25 protein-coding genes are annotated in these 25,659 nt (G+C 41.0%); 10 read left to right on the top strand and 15 right to left on the bottom strand.

What is annotated here, in order from left to right:
• Positions 1–17: 17 nt before the first annotated feature.
• On the bottom strand, positions 18–1,697 hold the full coding sequence (gene hutU, locus MOJ78_RS04540; RefSeq protein WP_304980022.1) for a urocanate hydratase: 1,680 nt from the start codon (positions 1,695–1,697) through the stop codon (positions 18–20).
• A gap of 207 nt (positions 1,698–1,904) precedes the next feature.
• On the bottom strand, positions 1,905–3,410 hold the full coding sequence (gene hutH, locus MOJ78_RS04535) for a histidine ammonia-lyase (protein ID WP_304980021.1): 1,506 nt from the start codon (positions 3,408–3,410) through the stop codon (positions 1,905–1,907).
• A 362-nt stretch (positions 3,411–3,772) separates the two neighbouring features.
• Between hutH and MOJ78_RS04530 the strand changes: the two genes are divergently transcribed.
• Complete coding sequence (locus MOJ78_RS04530; RefSeq protein ID WP_304980020.1) at positions 3,773–4,237, top strand: hypothetical protein; 465 nt, start codon at positions 3,773–3,775, stop codon at positions 4,235–4,237.
• A gap of 56 nt (positions 4,238–4,293) precedes the next feature.
• Here MOJ78_RS04530 and MOJ78_RS04525 read toward each other — a convergent pair whose 3' ends face one another.
• Positions 4,294–5,025, bottom strand: coding sequence for a C39 family peptidase (locus MOJ78_RS04525; RefSeq protein WP_304980019.1), 732 nt, complete (start codon positions 5,023–5,025; stop codon positions 4,294–4,296).
• Positions 5,026–5,367: 342 nt separating this feature from the next.
• On the opposite strand from MOJ78_RS04525, the gene MOJ78_RS04520 reads away from it, so the two are divergent.
• Positions 5,368–5,454, top strand: coding sequence for a YjcZ family sporulation protein (locus tag MOJ78_RS04520; RefSeq protein WP_304981184.1), 87 nt, complete (start codon positions 5,368–5,370; stop codon positions 5,452–5,454).
• Between the two features lie 135 nt (positions 5,455–5,589).
• On the opposite strand, the gene MOJ78_RS04515 is transcribed toward MOJ78_RS04520, so the two are convergent.
• Positions 5,590–6,204: a hypothetical protein gene (locus MOJ78_RS04515; RefSeq protein ID WP_304980018.1), complete on the bottom strand. Its 615-nt coding sequence runs from the start codon at positions 6,202–6,204 to the stop codon at positions 5,590–5,592.
• Positions 6,205–6,443: 239 nt separating this feature from the next.
• Between MOJ78_RS04515 and MOJ78_RS04510 the strand changes: the two genes are divergently transcribed.
• The 3 genes from MOJ78_RS04510 to MOJ78_RS04500 all read left to right on the top strand — a co-directional run bounded on the left by MOJ78_RS04510 (position 6,444) and on the right by MOJ78_RS04500 (position 10,225).
• Complete coding sequence (locus MOJ78_RS04510; protein WP_304980017.1) at positions 6,444–7,340, top strand: CAP domain-containing protein; 897 nt, start codon at positions 6,444–6,446, stop codon at positions 7,338–7,340.
• Between the two features lie 100 nt (positions 7,341–7,440).
• Complete coding sequence (locus MOJ78_RS04505) at positions 7,441–8,778, top strand: DUF2254 domain-containing protein (RefSeq protein WP_304980016.1); 1,338 nt, start codon at positions 7,441–7,443, stop codon at positions 8,776–8,778.
• Between the two features lie 112 nt (positions 8,779–8,890).
• A complete protein-coding gene (locus tag MOJ78_RS04500; protein ID WP_304980015.1) occupies positions 8,891–10,225 on the top strand; it encodes a DUF2254 domain-containing protein in 1,335 nt (444 codons plus the stop codon).
• 32 nt (positions 10,226–10,257) lie between these two features.
• On the opposite strand, the gene MOJ78_RS04495 is transcribed toward MOJ78_RS04500, so the two are convergent.
• From MOJ78_RS04495 to MOJ78_RS04470, 6 genes are all read right to left on the bottom strand, one after another.
• A complete protein-coding gene (locus MOJ78_RS04495; protein WP_304980014.1) occupies positions 10,258–10,824 on the bottom strand; it encodes a peroxiredoxin family protein in 567 nt (188 codons plus the stop codon).
• Between the two features lie 121 nt (positions 10,825–10,945).
• Complete coding sequence (locus MOJ78_RS04490) at positions 10,946–11,110, bottom strand: hypothetical protein (protein ID WP_304980013.1); 165 nt, start codon at positions 11,108–11,110, stop codon at positions 10,946–10,948.
• A 154-nt stretch (positions 11,111–11,264) separates the two neighbouring features.
• Positions 11,265–12,563, bottom strand: coding sequence for a M48 family metallopeptidase (locus MOJ78_RS04485; protein WP_304980012.1), 1,299 nt, complete (start codon positions 12,561–12,563; stop codon positions 11,265–11,267).
• Between the two features lie 695 nt (positions 12,564–13,258).
• A complete protein-coding gene (locus MOJ78_RS04480; RefSeq protein ID WP_304980011.1) occupies positions 13,259–14,047 on the bottom strand; it encodes an IucA/IucC family C-terminal-domain containing protein in 789 nt (262 codons plus the stop codon).
• A complete protein-coding gene (locus MOJ78_RS04475; RefSeq protein ID WP_304980010.1) occupies positions 14,022–14,840 on the bottom strand; it encodes an ABC transporter ATP-binding protein in 819 nt (272 codons plus the stop codon). The genes MOJ78_RS04480 and MOJ78_RS04475 overlap by 26 nt, the downstream gene beginning before the upstream one ends.
• A 189-nt stretch (positions 14,841–15,029) precedes the next feature.
• Complete coding sequence (locus MOJ78_RS04470) at positions 15,030–15,863, bottom strand: HAD family hydrolase (protein WP_304980009.1); 834 nt, start codon at positions 15,861–15,863, stop codon at positions 15,030–15,032.
• A 187-nt stretch (positions 15,864–16,050) separates the two neighbouring features.
• Here MOJ78_RS04470 and MOJ78_RS04465 point away from each other — a divergent pair, with 187 nt between their 5' ends.
• From MOJ78_RS04465 to phnE (MOJ78_RS04450), 4 genes are all read left to right on the top strand, one after another.
• Positions 16,051–16,962: a phosphate/phosphite/phosphonate ABC transporter substrate-binding protein gene (locus MOJ78_RS04465; protein ID WP_304980008.1), complete on the top strand. Its 912-nt coding sequence runs from the start codon at positions 16,051–16,053 to the stop codon at positions 16,960–16,962.
• A gap of 188 nt (positions 16,963–17,150) precedes the next feature.
• Positions 17,151–17,939 (top strand): phosphonate ABC transporter ATP-binding protein, encoded by a 789-nt coding sequence (phnC, locus tag MOJ78_RS04460; protein WP_304980007.1) that lies wholly within the window; start codon positions 17,151–17,153, stop codon positions 17,937–17,939.
• Positions 17,923–18,735 (top strand): phosphonate ABC transporter, permease protein PhnE, encoded by an 813-nt coding sequence (gene phnE, locus MOJ78_RS04455; protein WP_304980006.1) that lies wholly within the window; start codon positions 17,923–17,925, stop codon positions 18,733–18,735. The genes phnC and phnE (MOJ78_RS04455) overlap by 17 nt, the downstream gene beginning before the upstream one ends.
• Positions 18,735–19,535, top strand: coding sequence for a phosphonate ABC transporter, permease protein PhnE (gene phnE / locus MOJ78_RS04450; protein WP_304981183.1), 801 nt, complete (start codon positions 18,735–18,737; stop codon positions 19,533–19,535). Before phnE (MOJ78_RS04455) ends, phnE (MOJ78_RS04450) begins: the two co-directional genes overlap by 1 nt.
• A gap of 52 nt (positions 19,536–19,587) precedes the next feature.
• Here phnE (MOJ78_RS04450) and MOJ78_RS04445 read toward each other — a convergent pair whose 3' ends face one another.
• The 3 genes from MOJ78_RS04445 to MOJ78_RS04435 all read right to left on the bottom strand — a co-directional run bounded on the left by MOJ78_RS04445 (position 19,588) and on the right by MOJ78_RS04435 (position 21,879).
• Positions 19,588–20,457 carry a Cof-type HAD-IIB family hydrolase gene (locus MOJ78_RS04445; RefSeq protein WP_304980005.1) on the bottom strand — a complete coding sequence of 290 codons (870 nt, stop codon included), beginning with the start codon at positions 20,455–20,457 and terminating at the stop codon, positions 19,588–19,590.
• A 389-nt stretch (positions 20,458–20,846) separates the two neighbouring features.
• The gene (locus tag MOJ78_RS04440; protein WP_304980004.1) at positions 20,847–21,170 is read right to left on the bottom strand and encodes an AzlD domain-containing protein; all 324 of its coding nucleotides are present in this window, start codon (positions 21,168–21,170) and stop codon (positions 20,847–20,849) included.
• Positions 21,163–21,879, bottom strand: a complete 717-nt coding sequence (locus tag MOJ78_RS04435) for an AzlC family ABC transporter permease (RefSeq protein ID WP_304980003.1) — start codon at positions 21,877–21,879, stop codon at positions 21,163–21,165. Before MOJ78_RS04435 ends, MOJ78_RS04440 begins: the two co-directional genes overlap by 8 nt.
• Before the next feature lie 96 nt (positions 21,880–21,975).
• Here MOJ78_RS04435 and MOJ78_RS04430 point away from each other — a divergent pair, with 96 nt between their 5' ends.
• Positions 21,976–22,530, top strand: coding sequence for a helix-turn-helix domain-containing protein (locus tag MOJ78_RS04430; protein WP_304980002.1), 555 nt, complete (start codon positions 21,976–21,978; stop codon positions 22,528–22,530).
• Positions 22,531–22,920: 390 nt separating this feature from the next.
• Here the strand turns inward: MOJ78_RS04430 and lpdA are convergent, their stop codons facing one another.
• Positions 22,921–24,387: a dihydrolipoyl dehydrogenase gene (lpdA, locus tag MOJ78_RS04425; RefSeq protein WP_304980001.1), complete on the bottom strand. Its 1,467-nt coding sequence runs from the start codon at positions 24,385–24,387 to the stop codon at positions 22,921–22,923.
• A gap of 1 nt (position 24,388) precedes the next feature.
• Positions 24,389–25,654, bottom strand: coding sequence for a dihydrolipoamide acetyltransferase family protein (locus tag MOJ78_RS04420; protein WP_304980000.1), 1,266 nt, complete (start codon positions 25,652–25,654; stop codon positions 24,389–24,391).
• Positions 25,655–25,659: the final 5 nt, after the last annotated feature.

Genomic DNA, 25,659 nt, shown 5'->3' with positions numbered 1-25,659 from the left:
TACTTGAGTTGTCACGATTATTCCCAACCTTCCTTGATAGCCTTGTTCGTTTCAAGCATCGGAATTCGGACGCCTTTTTTGTTTGCCGTTTCTATCGCTAATTCGTACCCGGCATCTGCATGTCTTGCTACGCCCATACCTGGGTCAGAAGTGAGGACACGGTCTAATCTCTCTGCTGCTTCCTTCGTACCGTCTGCAACGATAACCATACCAGCATGCTGTGAATAGCCCATTCCAACACCACCACCGTGATGAACAGATACCCAGCTTGCCCCGTTCACCCCGTTGATCATCGCATTTAAAATCGGCCAGTCACTGATTGCGTCACTTCCATCGATCATCGATTCCGTTTCCCTGTTCGGTGATGCAACCGATCCACAGTCAAGATGATCACGACCGATGACAATCGGAGCTTTTACGTCGCCGTTCGCCACCATGTCATTGATGATCTTACCCAAACGATCACGCTCACCGTAACCGAGCCAACAAATTCGTGAAGGGAGCCCTTGAAAGGCCACTTTTTCTTGAGCCATTTTAATCCAGTTGCACAAATGTTCATCATGAGCAAATTCCTTTAAAATAATCTCATCAATTGCATGGATATCTCTCGGGTCACCTGACAATGCCACCCAACGGAATGGTCCTTTCCCTTCACAAAACATCGGTCGGATGAACGCAGGTACAAACCCTGGAAAAGCAAAAGCATCCTCATAGCCTTCATCTTTCGCAACCTGACGAATGTTGTTTCCGTAATCAAATACGATTGATCCCGCTTTCTGCAAGTCAACCATTGCTTCCACATGTTTTTTGATGCTTAGCTTTGATTTTTCAATATATGCATTAGGATCCCGTTGACGAAGTTCAGTCCCCTCATCTAATGAAAAGCCAATTGGTAAATAGCCATTCAGAACATCATGCGCAGATGTCTGATCGGTAACGAGGTCAGGAATTTCTCCACGTTCTACAAGCTCAGGTACTAATTCGGCAGCATTCCCTAGCAAGGCAATGGATAGTGGTTTTTTTTCCTTCATTGCTTCTTTCGCAAGCTGGAGTGCTTGATCTAAACTGTCGGCCTTCGTGTCACAATACCGCGTCTGGATCCTTCGATCGATTCGGACGGGATCACATTCGATTGCAATGACGACACCACCGTTCATCGTAACGGCAAGTGGCTGAGCTCCCCCCATTCCACCTAGGCCTGCCGTGACGGTTAGTGTTCCTTCGAGTGAACCATTGAAATGCTTTCGTGCTGCCTCAGCAAATGTTTCGTACGTGCCTTGGAGAATTCCTTGTGTACCTATATAAATCCAGCTGCCTGCCGTCATTTGTCCGTACATGATCAAGCCTTTCTTTTCTAACTCACGGAAGTGGTCCCAATTTGCCCATGCTGGTACGAGGTTGGAGTTTGCGATCAACACTCTTGGAGCATTTTCATGCGAGCGAAATACAGCAACAGGCTTACCGGATTGAACCATCAATGTTTCATCATTTTCAAGCCCCTTCAATGCTGAAACGATTGCATCAAAGCTTTCCCAATTTCGTGCGGCCTTTCCGATTCCACCGTAGACAACGAGTTCATCCGGGTTTTCAGCGACTTCCGGATCGAGGTTATTCATTAGCATACGAAGTGCCGCTTCTTGCACCCAGCCTTTCGTATTCAGTTCTGTTCCTCTAGGAGCTGTAATCGTTTTTTTCATCGTTATTCCTCCATTCGGTTCTTATATTCATGAAATACGTCCTTCATTTAATGTAATTCGGTTAAATAACGTCCTTTTATATAAAGTTTCAGCTTAGAAATACGAGTCTAATTCCCGAAATACATGTCTAACTCGGAAAATACATGTCTAATTCCAAAAATACATGTCTAACTAGGAAAATACACGTCTAACTCCCGAAATTTGTGTTTAGTTTCGGATCAAATATCGGCTCCAATCACCTGACTTTAGCTCATCTGCTAATCGCTCAACATCATAAGAGAAAACTCGGTCTGTCGTAATGCTTTCTGCAACTGTTCTGCCTTTCTCATATACCCGTTGCGTTTTTTGTCCCAACTTTTCAATTCCTCGGATCTCGACAGCCTGCATCGCACAAAGCCATTCGATTGCAAGAACCCTTCTCGTATTTTGAATGATCTGATAAGCATGACGTGAGCCGATGGTACCCATACTGACATGGTCCTCTTGGTTTGCAGATGATGGTATCGAATCCACACTCGCAGGATGTGCAAGGGTTTTATTTTCAGAGACGAGTGAAGCTGCCGAGTACTGAAGAATCATCGCACCAGATTCAACTCCAGGATTCGCTGATAAAAACGGCGGTAATTCACTTAACTGAGGGTTGACCATCCGTTCGATCCTCCGCTCAGAAATGTTCGCTAGCTCAGCTACAGCGATTTTCATAAAATCCATAGCAAATGCGATTGGCTGCCCGTGAAAGTTGCCACCGGAAATGACCCTCTCCCCTCTATCGAAAATTAGTGGATTATCAGTAGCTGCATTAATTTCAATTTCCAGCTTTTCTTTTACATAATTGAAGGTTTGCCAAGAGGCTCCATGAACCTGAGGAATACAGCGTAATGAATAGGCATCCTGTATACGGACCTCCCCTTGTTTTGTTATAAGCTCGCTTCCCTTCAAATACATCCGAAAACGTTTGGCTACATCCACCTGCTCAGGATAGCCTCTCGCAAGGTGTATCGATTCATCAAAAGCATCGATGATCCCTCTTAACCCTTCAAAGGTCATCGAGGCAATCGCTTCGGACTGGTATGCTAGCTTTTCAGCTTCCAAATAACCGACTACGCCCATTGCTGTCATCGCCTGTGTTCCATTAATCAATGCCAGCCCTTCTTTTGCACTGAGAACAATCGGCTTAAGGTCTTCGGCCATAAAAGCATCACTTGCTGGAATCCGTTTTTCCTTAAAATAGACATCGCCCTCTCCAATAAGCGTAAGAGCTAGGTGAGATAGGGGTGCAAGGTCCCCACTCGCTCCAAGTGATCCCTGCTCGGGTATAACAGGATGTATGCTCCGGTTAATGCAATCGATCAACAATTGAATCACTTCCACACGAACTCCAGAAAACCCTTTTAACAATGCATTGACCCGTAAAAGCAACATTGCACGGCTTACGGTCTCTGGGAACGGCTCTCCAACTCCACACGCATGACTCCGTATCAAATTAAGCTGCAATGCCTCTACCTGCGTGTTATCGATCAATACGTCACTCATTTTTCCAAACCCTGTCGTAATTCCATAAACCACCTTGTTGTTCGCGACAATCTCATCTACGGCTTTACGACTTGCCTCCACCTTGGCAAGGCTTTCATTGGATGCTTTAACATGCTCAAAATCAAAAAGAACATGACCGATTTCTTTTAGCGTTAATGTATTACCTGTCAGTGTAATCATCCACGCTCCCCCTCTCCTGTTGCACTACCAATTTAGCGAGATAAAATCCACATAAAAAAGACCGCTGCCCTATATTAATCAATCGGACATCGGCCTTTCGTTTATCGCAATATAATCGGGTCCATTTTTCAGGTCCCTAAAAAAATCTCGCATAATGGACAACTTCTTTCATAATTTTCTAATTTCTCTAATATTAATCATAGTGTAAACGCTTTTCTGTGGAATTGTCAAATGGACGTTAAGATCGGACAAGCTCTCTTTAAACCCATATGATTTCCTTTTAAAATGCCTTTTAACGTATAAAAACAGACAAATGTGGACATTCTGTTGGTACAAATTAGATTGATAGGAGGAGCGGAGAGATGATTGAATCTCAACGATTATTGGTTCAACTTACAATGCTTCGAGAAGCTACTCTTCATGAATCTGCAGTTGATTTTTTCGTAGGCTTTGATGATGATGAAAATCCGTATTTATTTTTACCGACTTCACCAGGTGTGCTTCCAGAAAACCAACTTTATGCAGTACCGGTTCTGATGAGGAGAAAGGAAGCGACACTGTTCCTGCTCGATGATACGATTCTTACGGTGAATATTGAAAATTTCCATGAATTCCATAGTGATTTGACGTATTATTTTGGTCCAGAACACAATATGTTAAAAAAATATATTCGTAGCACAGAATACCGCTCGTATGTACTATGGAGCAATGGAATGCTACGTGATCAAATTGATGAGCTCCTTGATTCTTATGCGAAGGCAGAATCTGAGGACAAAAAACGAACAATCCGAATGCAGCTTAGTAGGTTCCGTGCAATTAATAAATAAAAATAAAATAGGGACAGAATTGCTCGATGTTTTCGAGAAATTCTGTCCCCTTCTTTTTAATCTGTAAACGTAATCGCTTGTTTTCCAATTTGCTCCCAAGATTTGATGAATTGTTCTTTGGAAACTTTGTGATTTTTGATTCCTCGCATAGGATCATTAAAATACACATATTGATCATCATACCCCGTTACAAGAACAGAGTGCTCTTTATATGTGATTTTAATTTGACCAGTTGGAGTGTTCCATGTTTGCCAAAAACGTTCTGGCAACCATGCATAGGTTGTATTGGTAATTACCCAAACAGGCTTATCGTCTCGGACGTATTCAAGTACATCGTTGAAATCTGAACCCGTCAAATTAATGACCTTGCCTGGAATATATTGTTCAGCTAACTCCTTTATCGGTTTAGCATAAACCCCTAATCCAGGATTTTTTATGGAATACATATCCCCTACAAATCCTGTGTTCGGGTTACCAAAAAATACTTGTCCATTTCTTTTTTGGAAACGAGTTGGATCCTTCTTCACTTGTTTGGCTAGGGTCATTTTATCTACTTTTACCCCTGCATACTGCAATAGCATCGCCAAACTTGTGACCTCACATCCCCGTGGCAATTCAGGTAATTGCTTAATCATTGGTGCATCAATGACTTTTTTCTCAGGGATCGTGGTTACTGCTGAAGGTGCTGATTGAACGTTAGATGTCAGCGATTCTTCAGCAATTGTTAAACTGTTGGCACATCCCACTAATAAAAAAGAACTTAACAACATAGTCGATATTTTCTTCATTATCATACCCCATTTTTTCGGGATGTATGTTTAGCATGACCGTACACAGCTTTCCGACACGTCTGTTTTATTGGTAAGAATACCAGTCATACTAACGTATACCATTCATATCGACACAATTTTTACGGTTTGAAGTTCCTGTATAAAATCGTTGATGATGAACAAAATAAAAACAGCCTCAAAAAGACCGTTTTTGTACTTTAACCTTGCAAATATATTTTTTTAACCAAAATTCCATATTTGCCCTAATTCACTTGTCCATACATCTACCTTTTATAAGCATATTGTATAGTGTGAGGAGTACCTCACTGGATACAAGTTTTTGAAGGGGGTGTATGTTAATTGGGTTACTCTGGTGGTAGAGGCTTTGCGTTAATCGTAGTATTGTTTATCTTATTGATCATTGTAGGTACAGCGTTTGTATATTAATCACATATGTACTCCCCTATTCCTAAATAGTTGATTACAAACGCTTGCATCTGTAATTTACTATTTCCCTTCCAATCTTGTTCGGTATAAAAGCCACAACTCTCCCCCCAGGTTGTGGCTTTCTTTTTGTGGTCATCACTTTTGCATTTTTTCGGTGAACCATTCTGGCATTTCCCCTGTTCGAACAACCTCATCCAAATCTTGATGTAGTTCTTCAAGCATGTGTTTTGCTTCTTTTCTAATATGAATCGATTGTAGCTTTAATGTCTGTTTTTCTTGTGAGGTCATATGCTCTTCGCATGCTTCCGTATAGGAACGGTGAATATCATGTACATATTCCTCAATTTCAAAAAGCTGTTGTATTAGAAGGAATAATTCCATTCGGTAACGTTTGAATTCATCCTTTTTTATTTTGAGATGTTGTTTTGCTGCTATCACTTCACGGTCCAAGCCTTTCTGTAATGGATCAATCCATTCATTCAAGCGCTCTTTTTTTGCATTAGACAGATGGGAAATCTGTTCCATTACGTCACCAAGTTCATCTGTTAATGTTTGAACTTCAGATCTAAAATCAGAAGGATTATCGTGAATAGAAGTTTTTTGTCTTCCGATTTTGCTGAGAACCTTTTCATATTTTGTTAAAAGTTCTTCCTTTTCCTCTTCCAGGTCACCCTGTTCAAGTTTTAGGCGCTCTAATTGCTCTTCATATTGCTTCTTGATCTGCTTATATTTAACCAGTTCTGGATACACTGCATATTCCTCCCTATGTTCCCGTGTTATAAAGGCTATAGATTTTTGTATTGTAAACACACTTATCATCGAACAACTATTTATAACTTTCTATAATATTCGTAAACACATCCTATTTTTCGCTACGTTTAGACATAATCTAATTTCAATTCGTTTTCCATTTAATTCCTAACCCCCATGTTGATAGTTTCATAGGCGAAATTTGTCTATGTAACTATTTTACAAGGAGGTTGGAAGATTTGTTAAAGAAAATTCTTTTAACATCATTACTATCTGCATCAATCATAGGGGTTAATGCTGGGGTAAGTGAGGCATCTGCACCAGATCAGCAACAACCTCAAGTTTATGTATACGCACAGGCACAAGGTGGTCAAGGAGATGCTCAAGAGCTTCTCAACAACTGCTTCAACAAGCTAAACAGTCAACTCGATCCTGCTATTCAAAATAAAATCCAAGAACTTCTTAAGCAAGTAACTGGTCAGCTTCAACAACAAGAAGAAGCTCCAAATAAAGCTGAGGAACCTAAAAAAGAAGAATCAGAGAAAAAAGCTGATAAGCCTAAAAAAGAAAAACCAAACAAAAAAGCAGAGCAACCTGCTCCAGCTCCAGAAGAAAAGGCTGATCCTGCTCCAGCACCAGAAAAGCAACCTGAACCTGAGCAAAAGCCTGCTCCAACACCGGCATCCCAACAGCCGAAAGAGCAACAGCCAGCTGAGCAGCCTGCACCTGAAAACAATACAGAAGCTGGCTTCACGTTAACAGCTGATGAGCAACAAATGGTAGATCTCGTAAATAAAGCACGCCAACAAGCTGGACTAGCTCCATTGAAGGTAGATCCAGAACTGACAAAGGTTGCACGCCTAAAGGCAAAAGACATGATTCAAAACAATTACTTCAGCCACAACTCACCAACATACGGTTCACCGTTTGATATGATGAACCAATTCGGAATCGAGTATCGTACTGCTGGAGAAAACATTGCAGGAAACAGTTCAGTTCAAGGTGCACATACTTCACTTATGAACTCTGACGGACACCGCAAAAACATCTTAGGAAGCCAATATACAGAAGTTGGAATTGGCATTGTGGATGGCGGCCAGTACGGTAAAATGTTCGTACAAATGTTTAAAGGATAATTTTAAAAAAGAATAAAATCAGAGGGTGACTCGGTAATTTTAGAGTCATCCTCTTTCTTTTTGGGTATAAAAAGGATATACGAAATAAAGGATGAGGACTTTGAAAATAAACAAGCATTGGATCACATTCAAGCGAAGCTTTTGGTTTTTACCCACCTTTTATGGAATTGTTGCACTTTTATTATCGATCCTTACAATCATTACTGAAAAGTCCGTATCTACCGAGTTGATCAGCAAGTACATACCGAACGTTTTGTTAACCGATATTAAACTTGGTCAAACGATTCTCAGCTCGATCGCCATTTCGATTTTAACGATGACAACAATTACTTTTTCATCAATCATGGTCGTACTGACCACGTACTCATCACAATTCTCTCCACGAACGTTACAGGATTTTATCAGTGATGTCGTTACTCAACGGGTGCTTGGGATTTTTACAGGGGGCATTATCTATTCCCTATTACTTTTGCTGTTTTTAAAGGAAATCAGCAATAAGACCCTTTTTGTAGGACCTGGCGTTGCGGTTATTTGGGCTATTGTCTGTCTTGCCTTTTTTGTTTACTTTATCCATCATGTTGCAACCTGGACCCAAGTGAATAATTTAATCGATAAAATTACAAGTCGAACTCAACAGACGATAGATAAGAGCTTTCACTTTAACGATGATAAGTCGATGGAAAGCGACATTCCAAACGAAGATGTCCATAATTTGGATTGTTCGAATATGAAATCGGTCCTGGCAACCACGTCTGGTTATTTACAAATGATCGACCTGCCTACTCTGCTCAAAAAAGCGAGTGAAGAAGATTTCATTATAAAAATTGAACGCAGGATTGGAGATTATATTCTTCGAGGAACACCACTGTTTTCATTCGTTAATCGCGAAAAAATAACCGAGGATGAACAAAAAAGATACGAGGAATGCTTCTCGATTGGGACTGAACGTACAACTGTCCAAGATATTGAATTCGGCTTGCAAAAGCTTGTAGAAATTTCGTTACGTGCGATTTCACCTGCAATTAATGATCCACACACAGCAATCAATTGCATTAATCGGATCGGCACGTTGCTCGCCGAATTAGGAACGGTTTCTTTTCCAAAAAGTCACCAATTTGATAAGAACCAACAGCTGCGGATCATAATGGATATCCAGTCTTATCAGGAGCTTTTGTATAAATCCTTTTATCAAATACGCCATTATGGCAGACAGGACGTTTCCGTATGCGCTTCTACATTAGCCGTACTCCATGGGATTGTTGAGAAAAACAAGGATCCGTCCATTCAAAAAACGATTTGGAAATTTACAATCTATTTTGTTGAAGGCATTGATGAGAGCGTTCTGCTCGTATGGGATAAGAATTTTATAAACGAAAAAATCAAACGTCTTGCAAAGACACTAGAAAAAGAGCATGAATATGATCAGATCAAATTATAATTGAGCGCTGAAAGACAAACACTAACAGTCAGAAATGGTTTAGGGTGTATTTTATGCCCTGACCCTTCCGATAAGGTATATGACAGATTATTCGTTAGGTGGTTGTTTTTCGATGAGCCCGAAAAACTGGTTACATAAAATTTATCATAGCTTCTGGTATCAACCTGCAGCTTATAGCATTCTAGCTGTCCTTTCTGCTTTCTTGTCGGTAGAAGCTGACATGTGGATGGAACGTGTTCAACTTTATCAAATGATTCCTTCGTTTCTTATGACAGATCGCGATACGTCACGTCTGATTCTTAGTGCATTGGCGACTTCCATTCTGACGATGACAGCGATCACTTTTTCATCGATCATGGTTCTATTATCAACCTACCTTTCTCAATATTCACCACGAACACTTGATAATTTCTTGAGTGACCCTGTCACACGACGGGTTCTTGGTGTATTTATCGGTTCCTTCTTTTATTTTTTGCTTTTATTAGTTTGGATGAACATTTCAGATCAAGCGAGATTCTTTTTTGTACCTTCTCTTTCGATATTGATGGCTGCGTTATGTCTTGGATTCTTTGTCTATTTCATTCATCACGTTGGGACTTGGATTCAAGTCAATAATCTGATTCAAAATATTACAGATAATTGTTTAGGCATTCTTGAAAGAAATGAATTGCACCATTCCAATCTTACGTCGAGTGGTTCATCACCATGGTCGAATTGGGAAGAAGATGAGTTGAAGCTCAAGGAATCCAAGTCGGTTACGTCCGTTCAGTCCGGTTATATCCAGAATATTGACCTCGAAGCGCTTATCCAACTTGCTAAGAGGGATGATCTTTTGCTGAAAATGGATAGGAACATTGGTGATTATGTCGATAATGGCTCACCTCTTTTTTCTTACTGGTCGCTTGGAGACAGGTCGTTTACAATCGATACCTATATAGATACGATCCGAATCGGTGAAAGGCGGACGACTGAGCAGGACCTTGAATTCGGGATTCAAAAATTGACTGAAATAGCATTACGTGCAATTTCACCCGCGGTCAACGACCCCTATACGGCGATTATCAGTATCCATAAGCTTGGAAGAGTGCTTTCCCGCCTTGCACAAACATTTGCAGAGGAGCCTTATTTTTATGATGATGAAAAAAACCTCAGAGTCATTATTAAGCAAGACACCTTTTCTTATGTTCTCTATAAAAGCTTTTACCAGCTTCGGCATTATGGTAGACAGGATGTGTCTGTTCTTGCCGCTATGGTTGAAGCCCTTTCACTCATTGCAGAAAATAACGAAAGTATTCAGGTGAAAAATACGCTATGGCAATTTGTAAAGGCGGTTTGTGAAGGTACGGATCGTTCTATGTTGATAACGATGGATGTACACTATTTAAATGGAAAAATCGATGAGTTAGCAAGGCTGACTGGTCACTCTAAAGAAAAGCAACTGCTTTAGAAATAGGTTGTTGAAGATTGAGCTGTTGTACCTCAAAAAAGCAGTTTTTCAAGCTGTTCAAGGTTTGCGGGTCCAATTATTTTGTGCTGGATTGTTCCGTCTGAAGCGATAACATACGTGGTTGGGATCATATAAACCTTATAGGCTGTTGCAACCTTGCCCTCCTTGTCGAGAGGAACGGTAAATGGAATTTCGAGCTCGTCGGAAAACATTGCCACGGGTTCAAGGCTTTCTTCCTCTGAACTTAAGTTAACCGCAAGGATGACCACATCATCTTCTTTATGCAAGTGATGAAAATTGATCAACTCTGGAATCTCATCCTTACAATACGTACACCACGTTGTCCAAAAGTTTAATATCACTGTTTTGCCGCGGTATTGAGAAAGAGATACAGTCTTTCCGTCTAAAGTGCTCAATTTAAAGTTTGGTGCTTTATTGCCAATTTCGACTGCATTTGATACGACTGTTCCTGCTTCAGTTGCATTCACCTTTTCTGTTGATTGTGTGTAGCGATCGATTCCTTCCGGTGTTTGCCATGCTAAATATCCAAAAAGAACGGTTAGACTGAGAAGTAGGCCGTGTAAAAGTTTGTTCTTCATTTATTCACCTCAAAAATACTCGTTTGTATATTATAAGTTGTTACTGGCAAAAAAATGAACAAGCCCTTCATATTTATTCAAGATTTTTAAACAAAAAAAGCGCCGCTTATAGCAGCGCGATTTAAAGCATCGGGAAAATATAGTTCACGAGAAAATATAAAATTCCAAAGAAGATAATCAGATATGCTGCATATTTGATAAACGTGGAAGCTACTCGACCTGAATCCTCTCTTCGCTCAACCTTCTCCTCCCGAATATCCATTTCATCACGATGATCATGATTCATAAGATCACTCCTCTCTATGTCATTACAGGAGTAATTCCCTTACCATAAATTTTTAAAACATTAATTGATGAGCGGTGTGGGTTATCTCTTTAAACCTGAAAAAGGACCGACATTCATGCCAAATAGGCGTAAAGGTCAGTCCTTCCTCAAAATCTTATTCTTCGCTTCTTTCTTTATTATCAACGTCTTGATCTATTTTTTCTGCCTTTGTCCATGATTCAAGGAAATGAATCCGCTCTAGCATCGTTGGGTGTCCATACAAAAAGATTTTTACAAGCCATGGTGGATTTACTTCGCTTAGCCCTGACACGGCAAGCTGCTGGAACGCCCCGACGGCGGCTTCAGGATCTTTTGTCATCTCAATTGCATAGGCATCTGCCGAATGCTCCGCTTGACGTGAAACCGCATTTTCAATCGGGCTTGCCATGAACGATAGCACCGAAAATACGAGCAACAACGCTGGGAGTGAAGCAATATCCGAAGGCTTTTCAATTCCCCATTGACTCCCCCATTTTTTGATCAACCAGTAAAAGATTCTTGAGCCGAACCACAAACCAAAGAAGGTGAAAACGATCGATCCAATCAGATTCCATAATAAATGATGTTTGACGAAATGACCCATCTCATGTGCCATCACAAAAAGAACTTCCTCATCGTCAAGCTTCTCGAGTGTAGTATCCCATAATACGATCCGAAGATTTGACCCGATCCCGTTTACATATGCATTCAACGCATTTGTTTTCTCAGACATATTAACTTCATAAACCCTGTCAGCTGATATCTCTGCTTTATCAGCCAGTGCAAGGATCTTATCTTCCAGCACTTGGTCCTGAAGCCGATAAAAATCATTGTAAAGCGGATCGATCCAAATTGGCTGTATGAAATACATGAATAAGGTAAATGGAATCGAGAGCAGCCATCCGTAAAACCACCATCGTTTTTCAGACTTTTTCATCAACCAATACAGTGCTTGGACGATGACGAACAGAAATAACGTATTGACCCAGAACGAAATGATATTATCCTGCATCCAACTCGAAAATGTCTGTGTGGAAATTTGATAGTCTAATGAAACCGTGTAGCTATAATAATCAATCGGCAATGCAAGAATGAAAGCTGTTAACGAAAGAAATACGACATATAGCGCATTGTGAACAATCGGAAACCGCGATACTTCTGATGACCTGTTCCGAAACCATTTTGACAGACCAAAACCTAGTACGAGTAAATAAATCATCCATTCAAACGGTACTGAAAGAAAATACAACAGCTGTTTAATCCTTGAAAAATCATGGCTGAGATCAATTTCCCGTTCAGTCATAAATACAGATGGATCCGCAGAACTACCTTGATACTGAACTGGAACCGAAGTATCGGTACCAATGAACAGATACCATGATATTAGGACTGCATACAAAATAAATCCGCATACAATCCAAGTCGTCTTTTTCATCTAATCACCCCTTTAGCGTTTGTCCCATTACTTATTGTAGTGATTCCTGTCCATATTTAGAACATTTGGAGGTCCATTATGTATCCAGCATTCGTACTTTAATAATGAAGATTTGCCTCATGCAAATCAACTTTATCGAGGACTTTCTTCAAAGAATCACTATCTGTGACGCCTCAATCTGTAGCTTTGGCATGAAAAGGGAATCATTTGAGCTCTATTATGCCCACAAACCCCATGTTTCGCAAAAAAAAAAGAGAACAATTCTCCTGCTATTGCTCTCGAACACAGCCTATCTTTTAAAAAGGCTGTTTTCTAAAAGATTGTTGCTATCGACTATAAAATATTTGTGAAGCTTATTGCATGATACCAGCCCCTGATCGCTGAGTAAGGATTCACTCTATTTACCGGAACAAGGAGACCTTATTTTCACTAAAACCTCATGATTTTCAGATTTAACGGAACAAGAAGACCTTATTTGGTTAAACACTACTGAATATGGCTCACTTTTTGAGGAATAGGGGCTTTGAGTTCCACTAAGAATCGGAAAAAGCGATTTCTGTCACAGATAAGGGCTCTGGGTTCCGTAACCATTCATTTTGCCCCAAAATGTTCGCCTCATTTTTACACTGTTAAAGCAACAATCTATACGAAAATAGCCTTTAAAAAAGACACTTGCCGTTTGCGACAAATGTCTTTTAATCAATTTTCTTCGGTTGTGGTACATAGCCTGATAAACATCTTGGGCAGTTATTACAAAACGTACGATCCGGGCTTATTTCGTAGTAGAGACAACATGTTTTACGTATCCGAATTTCAGGATCACTTTTTAAAAGCTGCTGTTTCTCGAAGTAATACTTTTTAAACGGATTATGATTCAGCCCGAAGCATTCTCCCGGTGCTTCAAGAATATATTTAAAATCCTTTTTAATGCCTTCCTTTAAAGGATCATCTGCGTGCTGTAACAAGGCTGTCTCATACAGCCAGTAAATATATGTAGCGGTATTTTCCCATAGAACAGGTAACGGAGAATTACATACCTTCGCTAAATTATCCCAGACCAATGAAATGTGGTTGCGAAATAACTGTTCAAGCCCTGCTTCCATTTCTGTTCTTCGGTCAGTTTCAAAAGGTTTCGCCTCTAATGATTTTAAAGATAATTCCGGCAATAAATTCCCATCGCTTTTTTTCGGAACAATGATGCAATTATCCGACTGTACATTTAAATTAAGATTAAATAGGCTGAAGCTGGCAAAGAACGGTGTGACCATCAAAAATGCATATTTTTTCGAAATCTGTGAAGCGGTAACTAGTTTATTAGGAGATTGTATGAGTTGTGTCATCTCTGTAATGTACGATTCTACTGTATGTTCCTGAAGTAAGTCCACTGATGTAACGGAAAAATCACCCGAAGACTTTTCAAGAGATAAACGGCAATGTTCTGCTAGAAACGCCTCGTGCTTAGGCGTGAGCGGCACGTACTGCATTGTTTACTCTACGACCCTTTCCACAAGGAATACAGAGCGGCGTCCCAAACATCGGATCACAGGAAACTTGAGCTTCAAGTCCAAATACATCCTTTACCATGTTTGGAGTAATAATTTGTTCTGGTGCTCCCTGATCATAGATTCCTTTATTATGAACCGCCACAATATGATCTGCATAACGGCATGCGAGATTCAGATCATGAAGAACCATCACGATAGTCCGTTGTTCCGTTTGATTCAAATCATACAGTAAATCAAGTACTTCAATTTGATGAGCAAGATCAAGATAGGTCGTTGGTTCATCGAGTAAAATCGTATCTGTATTTTGTGCAAGAGCCATCGCAATCCACGCCCTCTGCCTTTGCCCCCCTGAAAGGGATTCGACTGGACGATCAACAAACTCCACAAGACGTGTTGCTTCCAATGCAGATTGAACGGCATCTTCATCCTGCTTCGACCACTGCTGAAGCCAATTTTGATAAGGGTACCTCCCCTGTTTTACAAGTTGAAGAACAGTTAATCCTTCTGGTGTAACAGGAGATTGAGGTAAAATGGCAAGCTGCCTTGCGACCTTTTTGGTAGAAGACGAATGAATGTCTTTCCCATTAATGATGACATGACCTTCCTTTGGCTTTAATAACCGGGCCATTGCTTTCAATAAGGTAGATTTACCTGATCCATTACTTCCAATCAATACAGTGATTTTGCCCTTAGGTATTTGAAAATTTAAATTCTCAATGATATTCGTTTCATTATAAGCAAGCGTTATATTTTTAGTTTCAAGAGAAAACATGTTTTTCCCCCTTTAACAGAGCATTTATTTACTATTCCATCTTAAGTTTATTTCAAGTGATAATCATTGTCAATGAATTTGAGAATCATTATCACTGTTTTTTTAAAAAGATTTTGAAATAAAAAAAGCCGGGAAGGCAAAACGTGCTTTATTTTGCACGAATACCTATCCAGCTTGAATTCTAATTATTCATTTCTCGAACACTTCCGAAAGGCTTGGGACAACCTTAAGGTTATTGTGTTCAAGCACAATTCCGGTTGGTTGAATGTAAATCGTCTTCATTCCTAGGAGCAACGCTGGCGCGATTTCATTAATGAGATTATCCCCAACTGAAACAGTTTCTTCGGGTTTCACCTTATACTTCTCAAAAAGCTCAAGGAAAATCTTTTTCGTTTGGACAGGCTTTTGGGCAAGTGGCACCACTTCCTGAAAAAGGCCATCCAGTTCGAGTTCGTTCAGTAATCGGGCTACATCGTCCGCCTCACTATTCGTCACCAAAACAATTTCAGCTTCCTTTTTTAACTTCTGCAGTCCCTCCTTCAATCCCGGCGTTTTGGTCAGCTGAAATTGGTCGGTAACCATGAAGTCTTTCGTTTTCGTATATGATGTATAAGTTTCTTCCCCAGTCAGTCCATAGTGCTTGGCTGCAGCAAAAGGCAACCACCATCCGTCACCGATCGCAATCATATGTTCAAAATCAAATGAAAGAAGCTCAGAATAGATGGTTTCAATTTCTTCCGTATCCCACTCTGTCCCGTCCCATTCCTGTACATGAGTAACCTGCAGCGTTAATGGATCGAGCGTAAGTACAACATCTCTGTCAACATCATATGCTTTTCCAATTCCAATTGGATGTTCACCACGCTTCATCGCCTCGTAATCCTTCATAAAGTTCCCTTGAAAAACCGGCTTTACTTTTCCCTTTAATAAGGAAGCGTAGTAATCGAAGTGATCAGTATCCTCATATAATGTTCCGTCTAGGTCAAAAATAAACAATTTACATTCCGGATAATAGTGTTTCATAATTTTGTTCATCCCTTATAAAAAATATTCAACCCCTTAACTCCTAGCTATTATAATGCTTCTACAACCCTATCGCAAAAAAATGTTGTTAAAATAGTGTAAATTATGTAAATTTGTATGGTAAAATTTGCAGAATTATAGCATAATCAAAGTGTTGTACTAAATTTTTTTCTAGGGGGAAAAGGGAATGAAAAAGGTTTTTGCTTTGTTGTTTGCAGCCCTGTTAACGATTGGATTGACAGCATGCGGCACAAGCGGTGGTTCTAACGGAGGCAATGGCGGAACTCCAGAAAAAATCATCATGGGATTCGTACCATCTCAAGATTCTGATAAAATCGCAGACACAGTCAAGCCTCTCGCCGACAAGCTCGGTGAAGAACTTGGTATTGAAGTAGAGGGTAAGGTAATGACAAGCTACTCTGCACTCGTGGAAGCAATGGGTAGTAACCAAGTGCAAGTCGGGTTCTTGCCAGCATTCGGTTACGTTCTTGCAAATGAGAAGCATAACGTAGAAGTAATTTTGAAGTCCGAACGTTATGGGAGCGGTACATACAAAGCACAATACGTTGTACGCGCTGATTCTGGAATCGATTCTATTGAAGATATGAAGGATAAAACGTGGGCAATACCTGATTTGACATCTACAAGTGGGTTTTTATTCCCTGCTGCTCAAATCATGGACAAGTTTGAAGTAAAAGATGTCCAATCTGGCTTCTTCAAGACAACTGTTGAAGCAGGCTCGCACGATAGCGCAATCATCGCGGTTTACGAAGGGGACGCTGACGTAGCAACTACATTTGACGATGCTCGTACAACAGTCGAAGAAGATTATCCTGACGTAATGGAAAAGCTGAAGGTTGTCGCATATACGGATGAAATTCCGAACGACACGATTTCTGTTACGGAAGAACTTGATGATGAATTCGTACAAAAAATCAAAGAAACCTTCCTTTCATTCAATGAAGATGAAGAAATGATCCAGATCATGAACGACGTATATAGCTGGGATGCAATCATTGAAGCTGAAGATAAAGAGTACGATGTAGTCCGCAGTACTTACGAAAAGTTCCAAGAATCAATTTCTGTTGATGATCTATAAACCGTAAAGATTGTTCGGGAGGAGCCACCCTTCTCCCTTTTTTCTACATATAAATGATAGAAAACTAGCAAGTAACCCTGTACTTAAGATAATACTTAAAGATCATAAGCTGTAGGCTGACTGATACCAGTAAATGCTGATATCCGTAATGTCAGCCAACAGCTTTGTTCATGATAAGGGGAGTTAAAATGATAGAATTCAAGGATTTATCACTAGTTTATCCGAATGGAACACAAGGATTGAAGGATATAAATGTAAAGATCAAAGAAGGCGAATTCGTAGTCATTGTCGGTTTGTCAGGAGCAGGGAAATCGACATTCATTCGAAGTATCAACCGCTTGGTCACACCTACTGAAGGTGAATTACTCGTAGATGATGAGAACATACTCGATTATAATGGGAAAAACCTTCGTAAACTACGTACAAAGGTCGGAATGATCTTTCAAAGTTACAATCTCGTAAAACGTTCTACCGTTATGAAAAATGTCATTTCAGGTCGTCTTGGTCATACTGGAACGTTGAAAAGTATTTTGAACCTCTACTCTAGAAAGGATATGGCACTTGCCTATGAAAGCTTGAAGCGGGTCAATATCGAGGAAAAGATCTATTCGCGGGCCGATCAGCTTAGTGGTGGACAACAGCAGCGCGTATCGATTGCACGTGTATTGACACAGCAGCCGAACGTAGTACTTGCTGATGAACCAGTAGCAAGTCTTGATCCACCGACTTCCCATCAAGTGATGCAGTATTTGAAGAAAATCAATCAAGAGGACAACATTACGACGATTGTCAACCTTCACTTTATCGATATGGCGATGGAATATGCTGATCGGATTATCGGAATGCGAGCAGGTGAAGTCGTTTTTGATGGACCTACAAGCGAAGTGAACGAACGAACGTTCGAAGAAATTTACGGTCGTCCGATAAAAGAGGATGATATGCGGGGGGGCAAGGAAGAGAATGTCGAAGCCCCTTAATCCAACTCATCGTGTTCCGGCAAGCCTCGTCTCTAGTAAAACAAAATTAAGGATGAACGTGATCATGGTCATTGTTCTTGTACTATACATCCTTAGTTCTTACATGACAAATGCTTCTGTTTTACGCTTTGACCAAGCTTTTTTTGCGAACGTATGGAACATGGTCGTTCAGCTTTTTCCTCCGAATTGGGCATATGCAGGTGTGGTATGGGAAAAGCTTCTTGAAACGCTTAAAATGGCATTTGTAGCTACAACGATCGCAGGTATTTTATGTATTCCCTTCAGCTTACTTGCTGCAAATAATATCGTTCAAAATAAGTTTCTTTACAACTTTATCAAAATGTTTCTGAATATAATGCGTACGATTCCAGAGCTGATTCTTGCCGTTGTGTTTGTCGGATTGTTTGGAATTGGCGTATTCCCTGGGATTGTTGCGTTGATTATCTTTTCACTTGGAATTCTCGCAAAGCTTATCAGTGAAACGGTCGAATCCATTGACATGAATCCACTTGAAGCGGTACGGGCTTCCGGAGGGAACACGCTACAAGTAATCTGGTATGCAGTCGTTCCACAGGTATTGCCGCAATTCGTATCGTTCACGTTATATGTTTTCGAAATCAACGTACGTGCTTCTGTTGTACTCGGATTTGTTGGCGCAGGTGGAATCGGACTGATTCTGCGTCAGCAGATGAATTTCTTGAGCTATCAGAACGTAAGTACGATTATCGTTATAACATTCGTCATCGTTGTCATTGTCGATTATATTAGTAACAAAGTAAGGAGGGGACTCGTATGATGAACACTGCGCTACCTCCTAAACCGCAAAAAAATCCCTTGAAGATCATAAGAAACTACGGATTCGGGCTTGGTTTCTTAGCTCTCTTTATTTGGTCGTTTGCAACGTTGCCAATACCGTGGGGGCGAATCTTCAGCCAACGGACAATCGATAACATCGATCGCGTGATCCCGAAGCTTCTCAACCCCGATTTCACCTTTGCGGAAAAAGTATTGAACTATATGATGGAAACACTGTTCATTGCGTTCGCTGGATCGTTCATGGCAGCGATACTTGCTGTACCTTTCGGGTTCCTGGCTGCAGCGAATATTAACCGAAACCCTTTTTTCAATACGTTAGGGAAATGGATCCTAAATGCAGACCGAACCTTCCCAGAAATCTTGCTTGCATTGATCTTCGTCGTTGCGATTGGTCCTGGTGCATTTGCCGGTGTCCTTGCGATTGCCATTCACTCGATCGGTATGCTTGGTAAACTTTATTCAGAGGTCATCGAATCAATTGATATGAACGTCGTGGAAGCGATGGAGGCGAACGGAGCCAATAAGATTCAGATCTTCTTTTACGGAATCATGCCACAGGTTATTCCTGAATTCATGTCCTATGCCATCTATCGGTTCGAAATTGATGTTCGTGCATCGACAATCCTCGGTATTATCGGTGCTGGCGGTATTGGTACATTGCTCGTCATCTCATCGAGAAACCGTAACTGGGATGAAGTCGGAATGATCTTACTTGTCATTATCATATTTGTAAGTGTGATTGATTACTTTAGTTCTGCTGTACGTAAGCGAATTGTATAAGAAATGTAAAAGGGGCGCCTTCAGACAGGCACCCCTTTTATTACTAATTGAATCAGAACGCCTTATCCTCTGTCAAAAAAGTTTGAATCGCATGGGCGACGCCGCTTTCATCATTCGTTTTCGTAGTGAATGAACAAAGCTTTTTAATATCTTCAACAGCATTCCCCATCGCTACACTGTGATGGACGAGTTCGAACATCGATACATCATTGTAATTGTCTCCGATTGCCATAGCCTCTTTCATATCGACTTTCAATTTCTCGGCATAGTTTTGAAGCGCAATTCCTTTTTGTGCATCCCGATGTGTAATCTCAATGTTGTCTTTTGCAGATGAGCTTATCGCCAACTCCTTAAAAGTTAGCAGCGAGTTGAATGCACTTTTTAGGTTTTCCTCATTTCTTGAAAAGCTTAGTAATTTATAAATCTCAAGCTCTGGGTCATCCAGAACCGAACTGTAGCTTTCCACAGTTTCCAACCGCCCGTTTCGAACACGGTATTCGGCGAGCTCACGAGCCTTTTGTTCCGGCAGCTCCGGGTTTGAACTGAGAATGATGTCTACAATAATATCAATTGCCATTTCTCCATCATTGCTATACGTCCCTTTATTCGTATATAGCTCATAATAGATTGAATGAGCTTCAAGTACTTTGGCCGTGTCCGCATATACTTTTGTTGAAATAGGGATGCTATCTAACACTTCACCCTCTGAAGAACGGAACTGAGCACCATTTATACAGATGATCGGAAGTGTCAATCCCGCTTCTTTTACAGGCGTTATCGCTTCATCATACGATCTACCTGTTGCAATCACCACTTCAATTCCAGATTGCTGTGCCTGTTTGATTGCGTCTACATTGTCTTTATTAATTGTCATCTCATTGTTAACGAGAGTCCCATCCATATCAATCGCTATCAGTTTCACGGTATCAGTTCCTTTTCTAAAATTCTATTATAGTTTCCCCAATGGCAATTAAAGAAAAACCGATTGCCACCAACTTTTTTGGAAAAGAAAAAAGAGCTGTCACTGAGCTCTTAGTGTGAAAACGCTTTATTTTTTTCTTATGTCATAAAAGAAGGTTTCCATGAATGCTTGAAATATTTCTACCGATTGGAAAGCAATTATGGACACAGCTGTAATTGAAAAAAGCCCTATCACGAGATAACGAACCAGTAATGTCATTGCTCACAGCTCCCTTTCAATTTCGTTTCAAACGTTCTGTGAATCCATTTAGCTGTATCTAAAATACCCTGTAATCAATGCCTTTCTTGAACGGCTGTTCAAGTAGTTTCACTATATCATCTTTGGAACAATTACAAAAGAGAAAAGTGTGTGAACACGAATCCTACCAAACCAAGAACAACAATTGAGCATAACACAATGATGACCAGGCTAGCCCCAAAATAGGCGGCGATAAATGCCGTCAGTGCTCCGATTATGCCCATCCAGATATTTTCATTGAACGTAATAATCCCAGGAAAAATCAATGCTCCTAATATCGCATAAGGGACATTTTTCAATACACCTCTGACAAACGGCGGTATCGCATCCATCTTAAACGCAACAAGCGGGAGCATCCGCGGAATGAAAGTCACTGCCGCCATTCCGATGATCACCCAAAAATATGACTCATGCACGATCAGTCTCCTCCTTCCAGATCATCTCAATCAAAATAGAGGAAACCAATGTTGAGATAATGATCGTCCAACCCGTTGACATTGCAGTTGCAAACGTTAAAATACAATTAACAACCGCTGCAATGGCAGCCAATAAAATTACCTTTTTTGAGGTTTTTGCACTTGGCACGAGTAATCCGATGAATAACGCATAAAGTGCAATCCCCATACTATCCTGCAGAATTTGCGGAAGTCCTGCACCGATCAAATAGCCAACACCTGAAAAAACGACCCAGCTACCATATGCGATTGATCCCAGGCCAAACATATAGGCAGCCTGAATCTTATCTTTTCCTGTCGCTGCTATCGAAAAGGTTTCGTCTGTTATAAAGAAACTGTACAAAGCCTTCAACCATTTTGGGTCGTCCGCTGATTTTTCACTGATAGAGGCGCTCATCAACAAGTGGCGAATGTTTACGATAAAGGTTGTTGTAATCAGCTCAAGTGCGCCAACTCCTGCAGCAATCAGAGTAAGTGCGATATATTGGGATGCACCTGCGAACACTAAAATACTCATGCTTAATGTTTCATATAATGAAAGTCCAGAGCTTTTCGCTAAAAGTCCAAAAGTAAATGCAACCGGCATAAATCCGATTGCGATGCTTAATCCAGTTTTAAACCCCTGGCGAAAAAGGGGTAGCGGAAATCTTTCTGCTACGGCTAAATTCATTGATTTGCCCCTCCCTATCTAACTTTCCATCCTGTTATATGTTATATTATATGTATTGTATGTTATCACATCCAAACGAGTCAAGGAGAAAAAACGATGTCCCAAGAAGTTAATCAAATGATCGGTGATAAAATAAGAACCATACGTAGGCAACGGAATTTAAGTCTTGAAGAGATGTCACGATTAACCGACGTGAGCAAGGCGATGCTCGGACAAATTGAACGAGGTGTTTCCAGTCCGACCGTAAGCACCTTATGGAAAGTCGCATCTGGCCTTGGGGTTTCTTTTTCTTCATTTGTCGAGGAAGAAAAACCAAAATTTTCGAAGGTTGAGATTGATAATGTGGAACCATTATTAGAGGATGAGGGTCGATACCAAGTCCGTACCTTATTTCCGACAGAGGCGAAAAGACGATTTGAAGCATATTCAGTTACGCTGGAACCTGACTGCATCTATACTAGTTCTGCACACGGAGACGGGGTTGAAGAGTATTTATTCGTGCATGAAGGCGAGATGACACTGACTGTTGCTGGAGAAACACACAGACTACGGGAAAATGAAGCTTTTCACTTTTCTGCCAACTATGAGCACATTTATGAAAATACTACCGATGAACGTTGCACCCTCTTGATGGTCATTTATTACCCATAATGTAGAAACGAGCCCGGCTCGTTTCATCAGCATGGGAACGTACAAATTGAGTTCGCATAAGACTACGTATCGTTCTTTTTTCATTTTACAAGCAGATCAAGGGAACGAATAGACGCTATTCGTTCCCTTTACGTCCACTTTTTCCAATTTGATAGTACGAATAGACGCTATTCGTTCCCTCTACGTCCACTTTTTCCAATTTGATGGTACGAATAGACGCTATTCGTTCCCTTTACGTCCACTTTTTCCAATTTGATGGTACGAATAGACGCTATTCGTACCCTTTTTCTGCTCTTCATACACTTTCATTACACGAATAAATAAAATGCATCATTTTACGTTTTTTCCAACCATAAAACTACCACAGCATCCAACATGCTGTGGTAGTTTTTAATCTCGGCTCCCGACTGGTTCTGCGGCGCTTTTTTTCTGTTGTTTACCTGGAGTTACGTGAATGGCTTCTCCTGTCAGACTTTCCAAGGCTTCAAGCCAGCCTTCGTTAAAGCTGGGGTGTGGGAAGAATCCATACATGAGATCCTCGTCACGAGCAGCCATCTCAAGAGCGGTGACTCCGGATGTAATCATTTCTACCGCACCGTGGCCGATCATATGGACACCCAGTAGCAGGTTGGTTTCAGAATCCTTGATGACTTTTACGACACCTTCCTTTTTCCCAGTGATCCCAGCATACCCATTACCAGACATGGAAAACTGTCCAGTTGTCACAGAAAAGCCTTCCCCAACAGCTACTGCCTCTGTTAATCCAACCGTTGCAATTGGCGGCGCGGTATGCACGATCGTCGGAATATAACGTAGATTCAGCTCGCTTTTACGGCCAGCACAATGTTCTGCCGCAACTTTCCCCTGTTTGATTGCTTTTACAGCAAGGGATGGACCGAACGTAACATCACCGACAGCATAAACCCCTTTTACCGACGTTTCACTATGTTCATTGATCACGATAAAGCCACTTTCATCGATTTCGATGGAAAGTGCATCGATGCCGATCTCCTTCGTGTTCGGGGTAAAGCCTGCTGAAACGAGTAGATGAGTGCCTTCAACAGAGAGTTTTTCATCTTCTCCCTTTGTGAGGTGAATGAAGACTTGCTCATCATTCGCTTCTACAGAATCTACAACACTATTTTTCATTACTTTAATCTTGGATTTCTTGAGCACTCTACTAAGCTCTTTCTCAATGTCAGCGTCAAAACCGTATCCATCTGTTTCATCCATAATGATCGTTACGCTGGACCCAAGAGCACGGAAGCTTGTTGCCGCTTCAAGTGCGATGTAGTCCGTTCCATATATGAGAAGGTGTTCAGGTACCTCTTCAATTTCGTAAATCGTTTGAGCGGTGAAAATCCGATCGGATTCCGAGTCCATTTTAAACACATCGGGAACTGAGGAACTCACTCCAGACGCAATGATGACCTTTTCATATTTGTACATCTCAAATGTGTCGCCAATTTCGACTCCGATTCGACTGCCCGTCATAAAGGAAGCGGTACCGTTGATCACTTCAACCTTGTTTGCCTTGCAGAGGCTTTCAACCCCTTTTTGTAGGGCTGAAACGGTTTGCTCCATATATTTACGATGCTGATCTAGGTTAAAAGATGGCTCACCCGTATCAATACCAATCTGCTGCAGATGTTTATAGTCTGATAGTTTGCTGGCAGTATGTGCAGATAGTTTAGACGGTATGCAGCCTTTACTTAAACAGATTCCGCCAAGTTCACCTTTTTCGATCAGGGTAACCTCGACCCCGAGCTGTGCTGCGCGAATCGCAGCATTGTAGCCACCTGGCCCGCCACCGACAATGATGAGTTCTCGTTCTTGAATCACTTCACCGACTACCATGTTATATCAGCTCCAATGTCATCGCTGCTGGATTTTCGATATAGTGAATAAAACCGTTCGTAAAAGCGACTGCCGTTGCACCGTCTGCAACTCGATGGTCGAACGTCATTGATACATTCATCATCGATCGGATGACGATCTCATCATGGATGACAACAGGCATTTTCTTTGTTTTATGAAACGCCATCAACCCAACTTCTGGATGGTTGATGATCGGTGTTGCACCTGTACTGCCTAGAGGGCCAACATTGCTGATCGTAAATGTACCATCCTTCATTTCTGATGGCTTCAATTTCTTCGATTTCGCCTTTCCGATCATTTCTTTCATTTCACGGTTAATTGTAGAGATCGACTTTTGCTCGATATTTTTTACAACTGGTACGATTAATCCGTCATCTGCATCCGTTGCCAGACCCATATTGACTTCACCTTCAAGGCGAATCACTTCATTTTTCTCATCAAGCTTGGCATTGAAAATCGGGTAGTCTCTTAATGAGAGCTGTATCGCTTTTACGAAGAATGCAGCAAGAGATACGTTCATCCCTTTAGTTCCATCTGGATCCGCTTGTTTTAATGACTTTTTCAATTCTAGGAGGTTGGTTAGGTCAACCTCATCGAAGTGTGTAACGTGCGGGATTGTGTAAAGTGACTGCGTCATCTTTTGGGCAATTTGTTTTCTTCTGCCCTTAAATGGAATTTCCTTCGCTTCGATTGTCGGCTTAACCGTGTGCACTGGGGAAGCCGAAGTTTCAATCGGATCCGTACTTTGTTGTTGCTGCCCGCTATTTACGAAACGGAAAACATCTTCTTCCGTTACTCTTCCAGACGGCCCACTTCCGTTAACCAGTTCGATATCAACATTTTTCTCCCGAGCAATTTTTCGAGTATAAGGTGCAGCCAGCACTCTTTTCGTTAACCGGGTCATCGGGTCAGACGAGCTTACTGCCGCTGATGAAATAGATGAAGAGGTTTCCGCAACTACCTTTTCTTTCGCCGGCTCTTCTTTCGGTGGTGCGTTAGAAGGCTCGCTTCCTTCTTTTTCGATTAAAACAAGCGTAGTGCCGACCGTTACAACGTCCCCTTCTGATGCTTTGATTTCTTTTACTTTACCTGCTACTGGAGATGGGAGCTCTGCAGTAACTTTATCTGTTTGAACCTCAACGAGTGGCTGGTCAATCTTAACAGTGTCTCCAGGAGAAACGTGAAAATGGATGATCTCCCCCTCTGTAATTCCTTCGCCAATATCATGAAGCTTAACCTCGATCATCATAC

The sequence above is a fragment of the Alkalihalobacillus sp. AL-G genome, from assembly GCF_030643805.1.
GTDB lineage: Bacteria > Bacillota > Bacilli > Bacillales > Fictibacillaceae > Pseudalkalibacillus.
The sequence above is the reverse complement of the archived record's forward strand: the minus strand, read 5'-3'. Positions and strand labels throughout refer to the sequence as shown.

Excerpts from the sequence above, each read along its gene's own strand:
- hutH (WP_304980021.1), bottom strand. The coding sequence starts at position 3,410 with ATGATTACACTGACAGGTAATACATTAACGCTAAAAGAAATCGGTCAT.
- MOJ78_RS04470 (WP_304980009.1), bottom strand. The coding sequence starts at position 15,863 with ATGAAACACTATTATCCGGAATGTAAATTGTTTATTTTTGACCTAGAC.
- MOJ78_RS04530 (WP_304980020.1), top strand. The coding sequence starts at position 3,773 with ATGATTGAATCTCAACGATTATTGGTTCAACTTACAATGCTTCGAGAA.
- MOJ78_RS04475 (WP_304980010.1), bottom strand. The coding sequence starts at position 14,840 with ATGTTTTCTCTTGAAACTAAAAATATAACGCTTGCTTATAATGAAACG.
- phnE (WP_304981183.1), top strand. The coding sequence starts at position 18,735 with ATGAACACTGCGCTACCTCCTAAACCGCAAAAAAATCCCTTGAAGATC.
- MOJ78_RS04495 (WP_304980014.1), bottom strand. The coding sequence starts at position 10,824 with ATGAAGAACAAACTTTTACACGGCCTACTTCTCAGTCTAACCGTTCTT.
- MOJ78_RS04480 (WP_304980011.1), bottom strand. The coding sequence starts at position 14,047 with ATGCAGTACGTGCCGCTCACGCCTAAGCACGAGGCGTTTCTAGCAGAA.
- MOJ78_RS04485 (WP_304980012.1), bottom strand. The coding sequence starts at position 12,563 with ATGAAAAAGACGACTTGGATTGTATGCGGATTTATTTTGTATGCAGTC.
- lpdA (WP_304980001.1), bottom strand. The coding sequence starts at position 24,387 with ATGGTAGTCGGTGAAGTGATTCAAGAACGAGAACTCATCATTGTCGGT.
- MOJ78_RS04420 (WP_304980000.1), bottom strand. The coding sequence starts at position 25,654 with ATGATCGAGGTTAAGCTTCATGATATTGGCGAAGGAATTACAGAGGGG.
- MOJ78_RS04465 (WP_304980008.1), top strand. The coding sequence starts at position 16,051 with ATGAAAAAGGTTTTTGCTTTGTTGTTTGCAGCCCTGTTAACGATTGGA.
- MOJ78_RS04500 (WP_304980015.1), top strand. The coding sequence starts at position 8,891 with ATGAGCCCGAAAAACTGGTTACATAAAATTTATCATAGCTTCTGGTAT.
- MOJ78_RS04430 (WP_304980002.1), top strand. The coding sequence starts at position 21,976 with ATGTCCCAAGAAGTTAATCAAATGATCGGTGATAAAATAAGAACCATA.
- MOJ78_RS04490 (WP_304980013.1), bottom strand. The coding sequence starts at position 11,110 with ATGAATCATGATCATCGTGATGAAATGGATATTCGGGAGGAGAAGGTT.
- MOJ78_RS04435 (WP_304980003.1), bottom strand. The coding sequence starts at position 21,879 with ATGAATTTAGCCGTAGCAGAAAGATTTCCGCTACCCCTTTTTCGCCAG.
- MOJ78_RS04525 (WP_304980019.1), bottom strand. The coding sequence starts at position 5,025 with ATGAAGAAAATATCGACTATGTTGTTAAGTTCTTTTTTATTAGTGGGA.
- hutU (WP_304980022.1), bottom strand. The coding sequence starts at position 1,697 with ATGAAAAAAACGATTACAGCTCCTAGAGGAACAGAACTGAATACGAAA.
- phnE (WP_304980006.1), top strand. The coding sequence starts at position 17,923 with ATGTCGAAGCCCCTTAATCCAACTCATCGTGTTCCGGCAAGCCTCGTC.
- phnC (WP_304980007.1), top strand. The coding sequence starts at position 17,151 with ATGATAGAATTCAAGGATTTATCACTAGTTTATCCGAATGGAACACAA.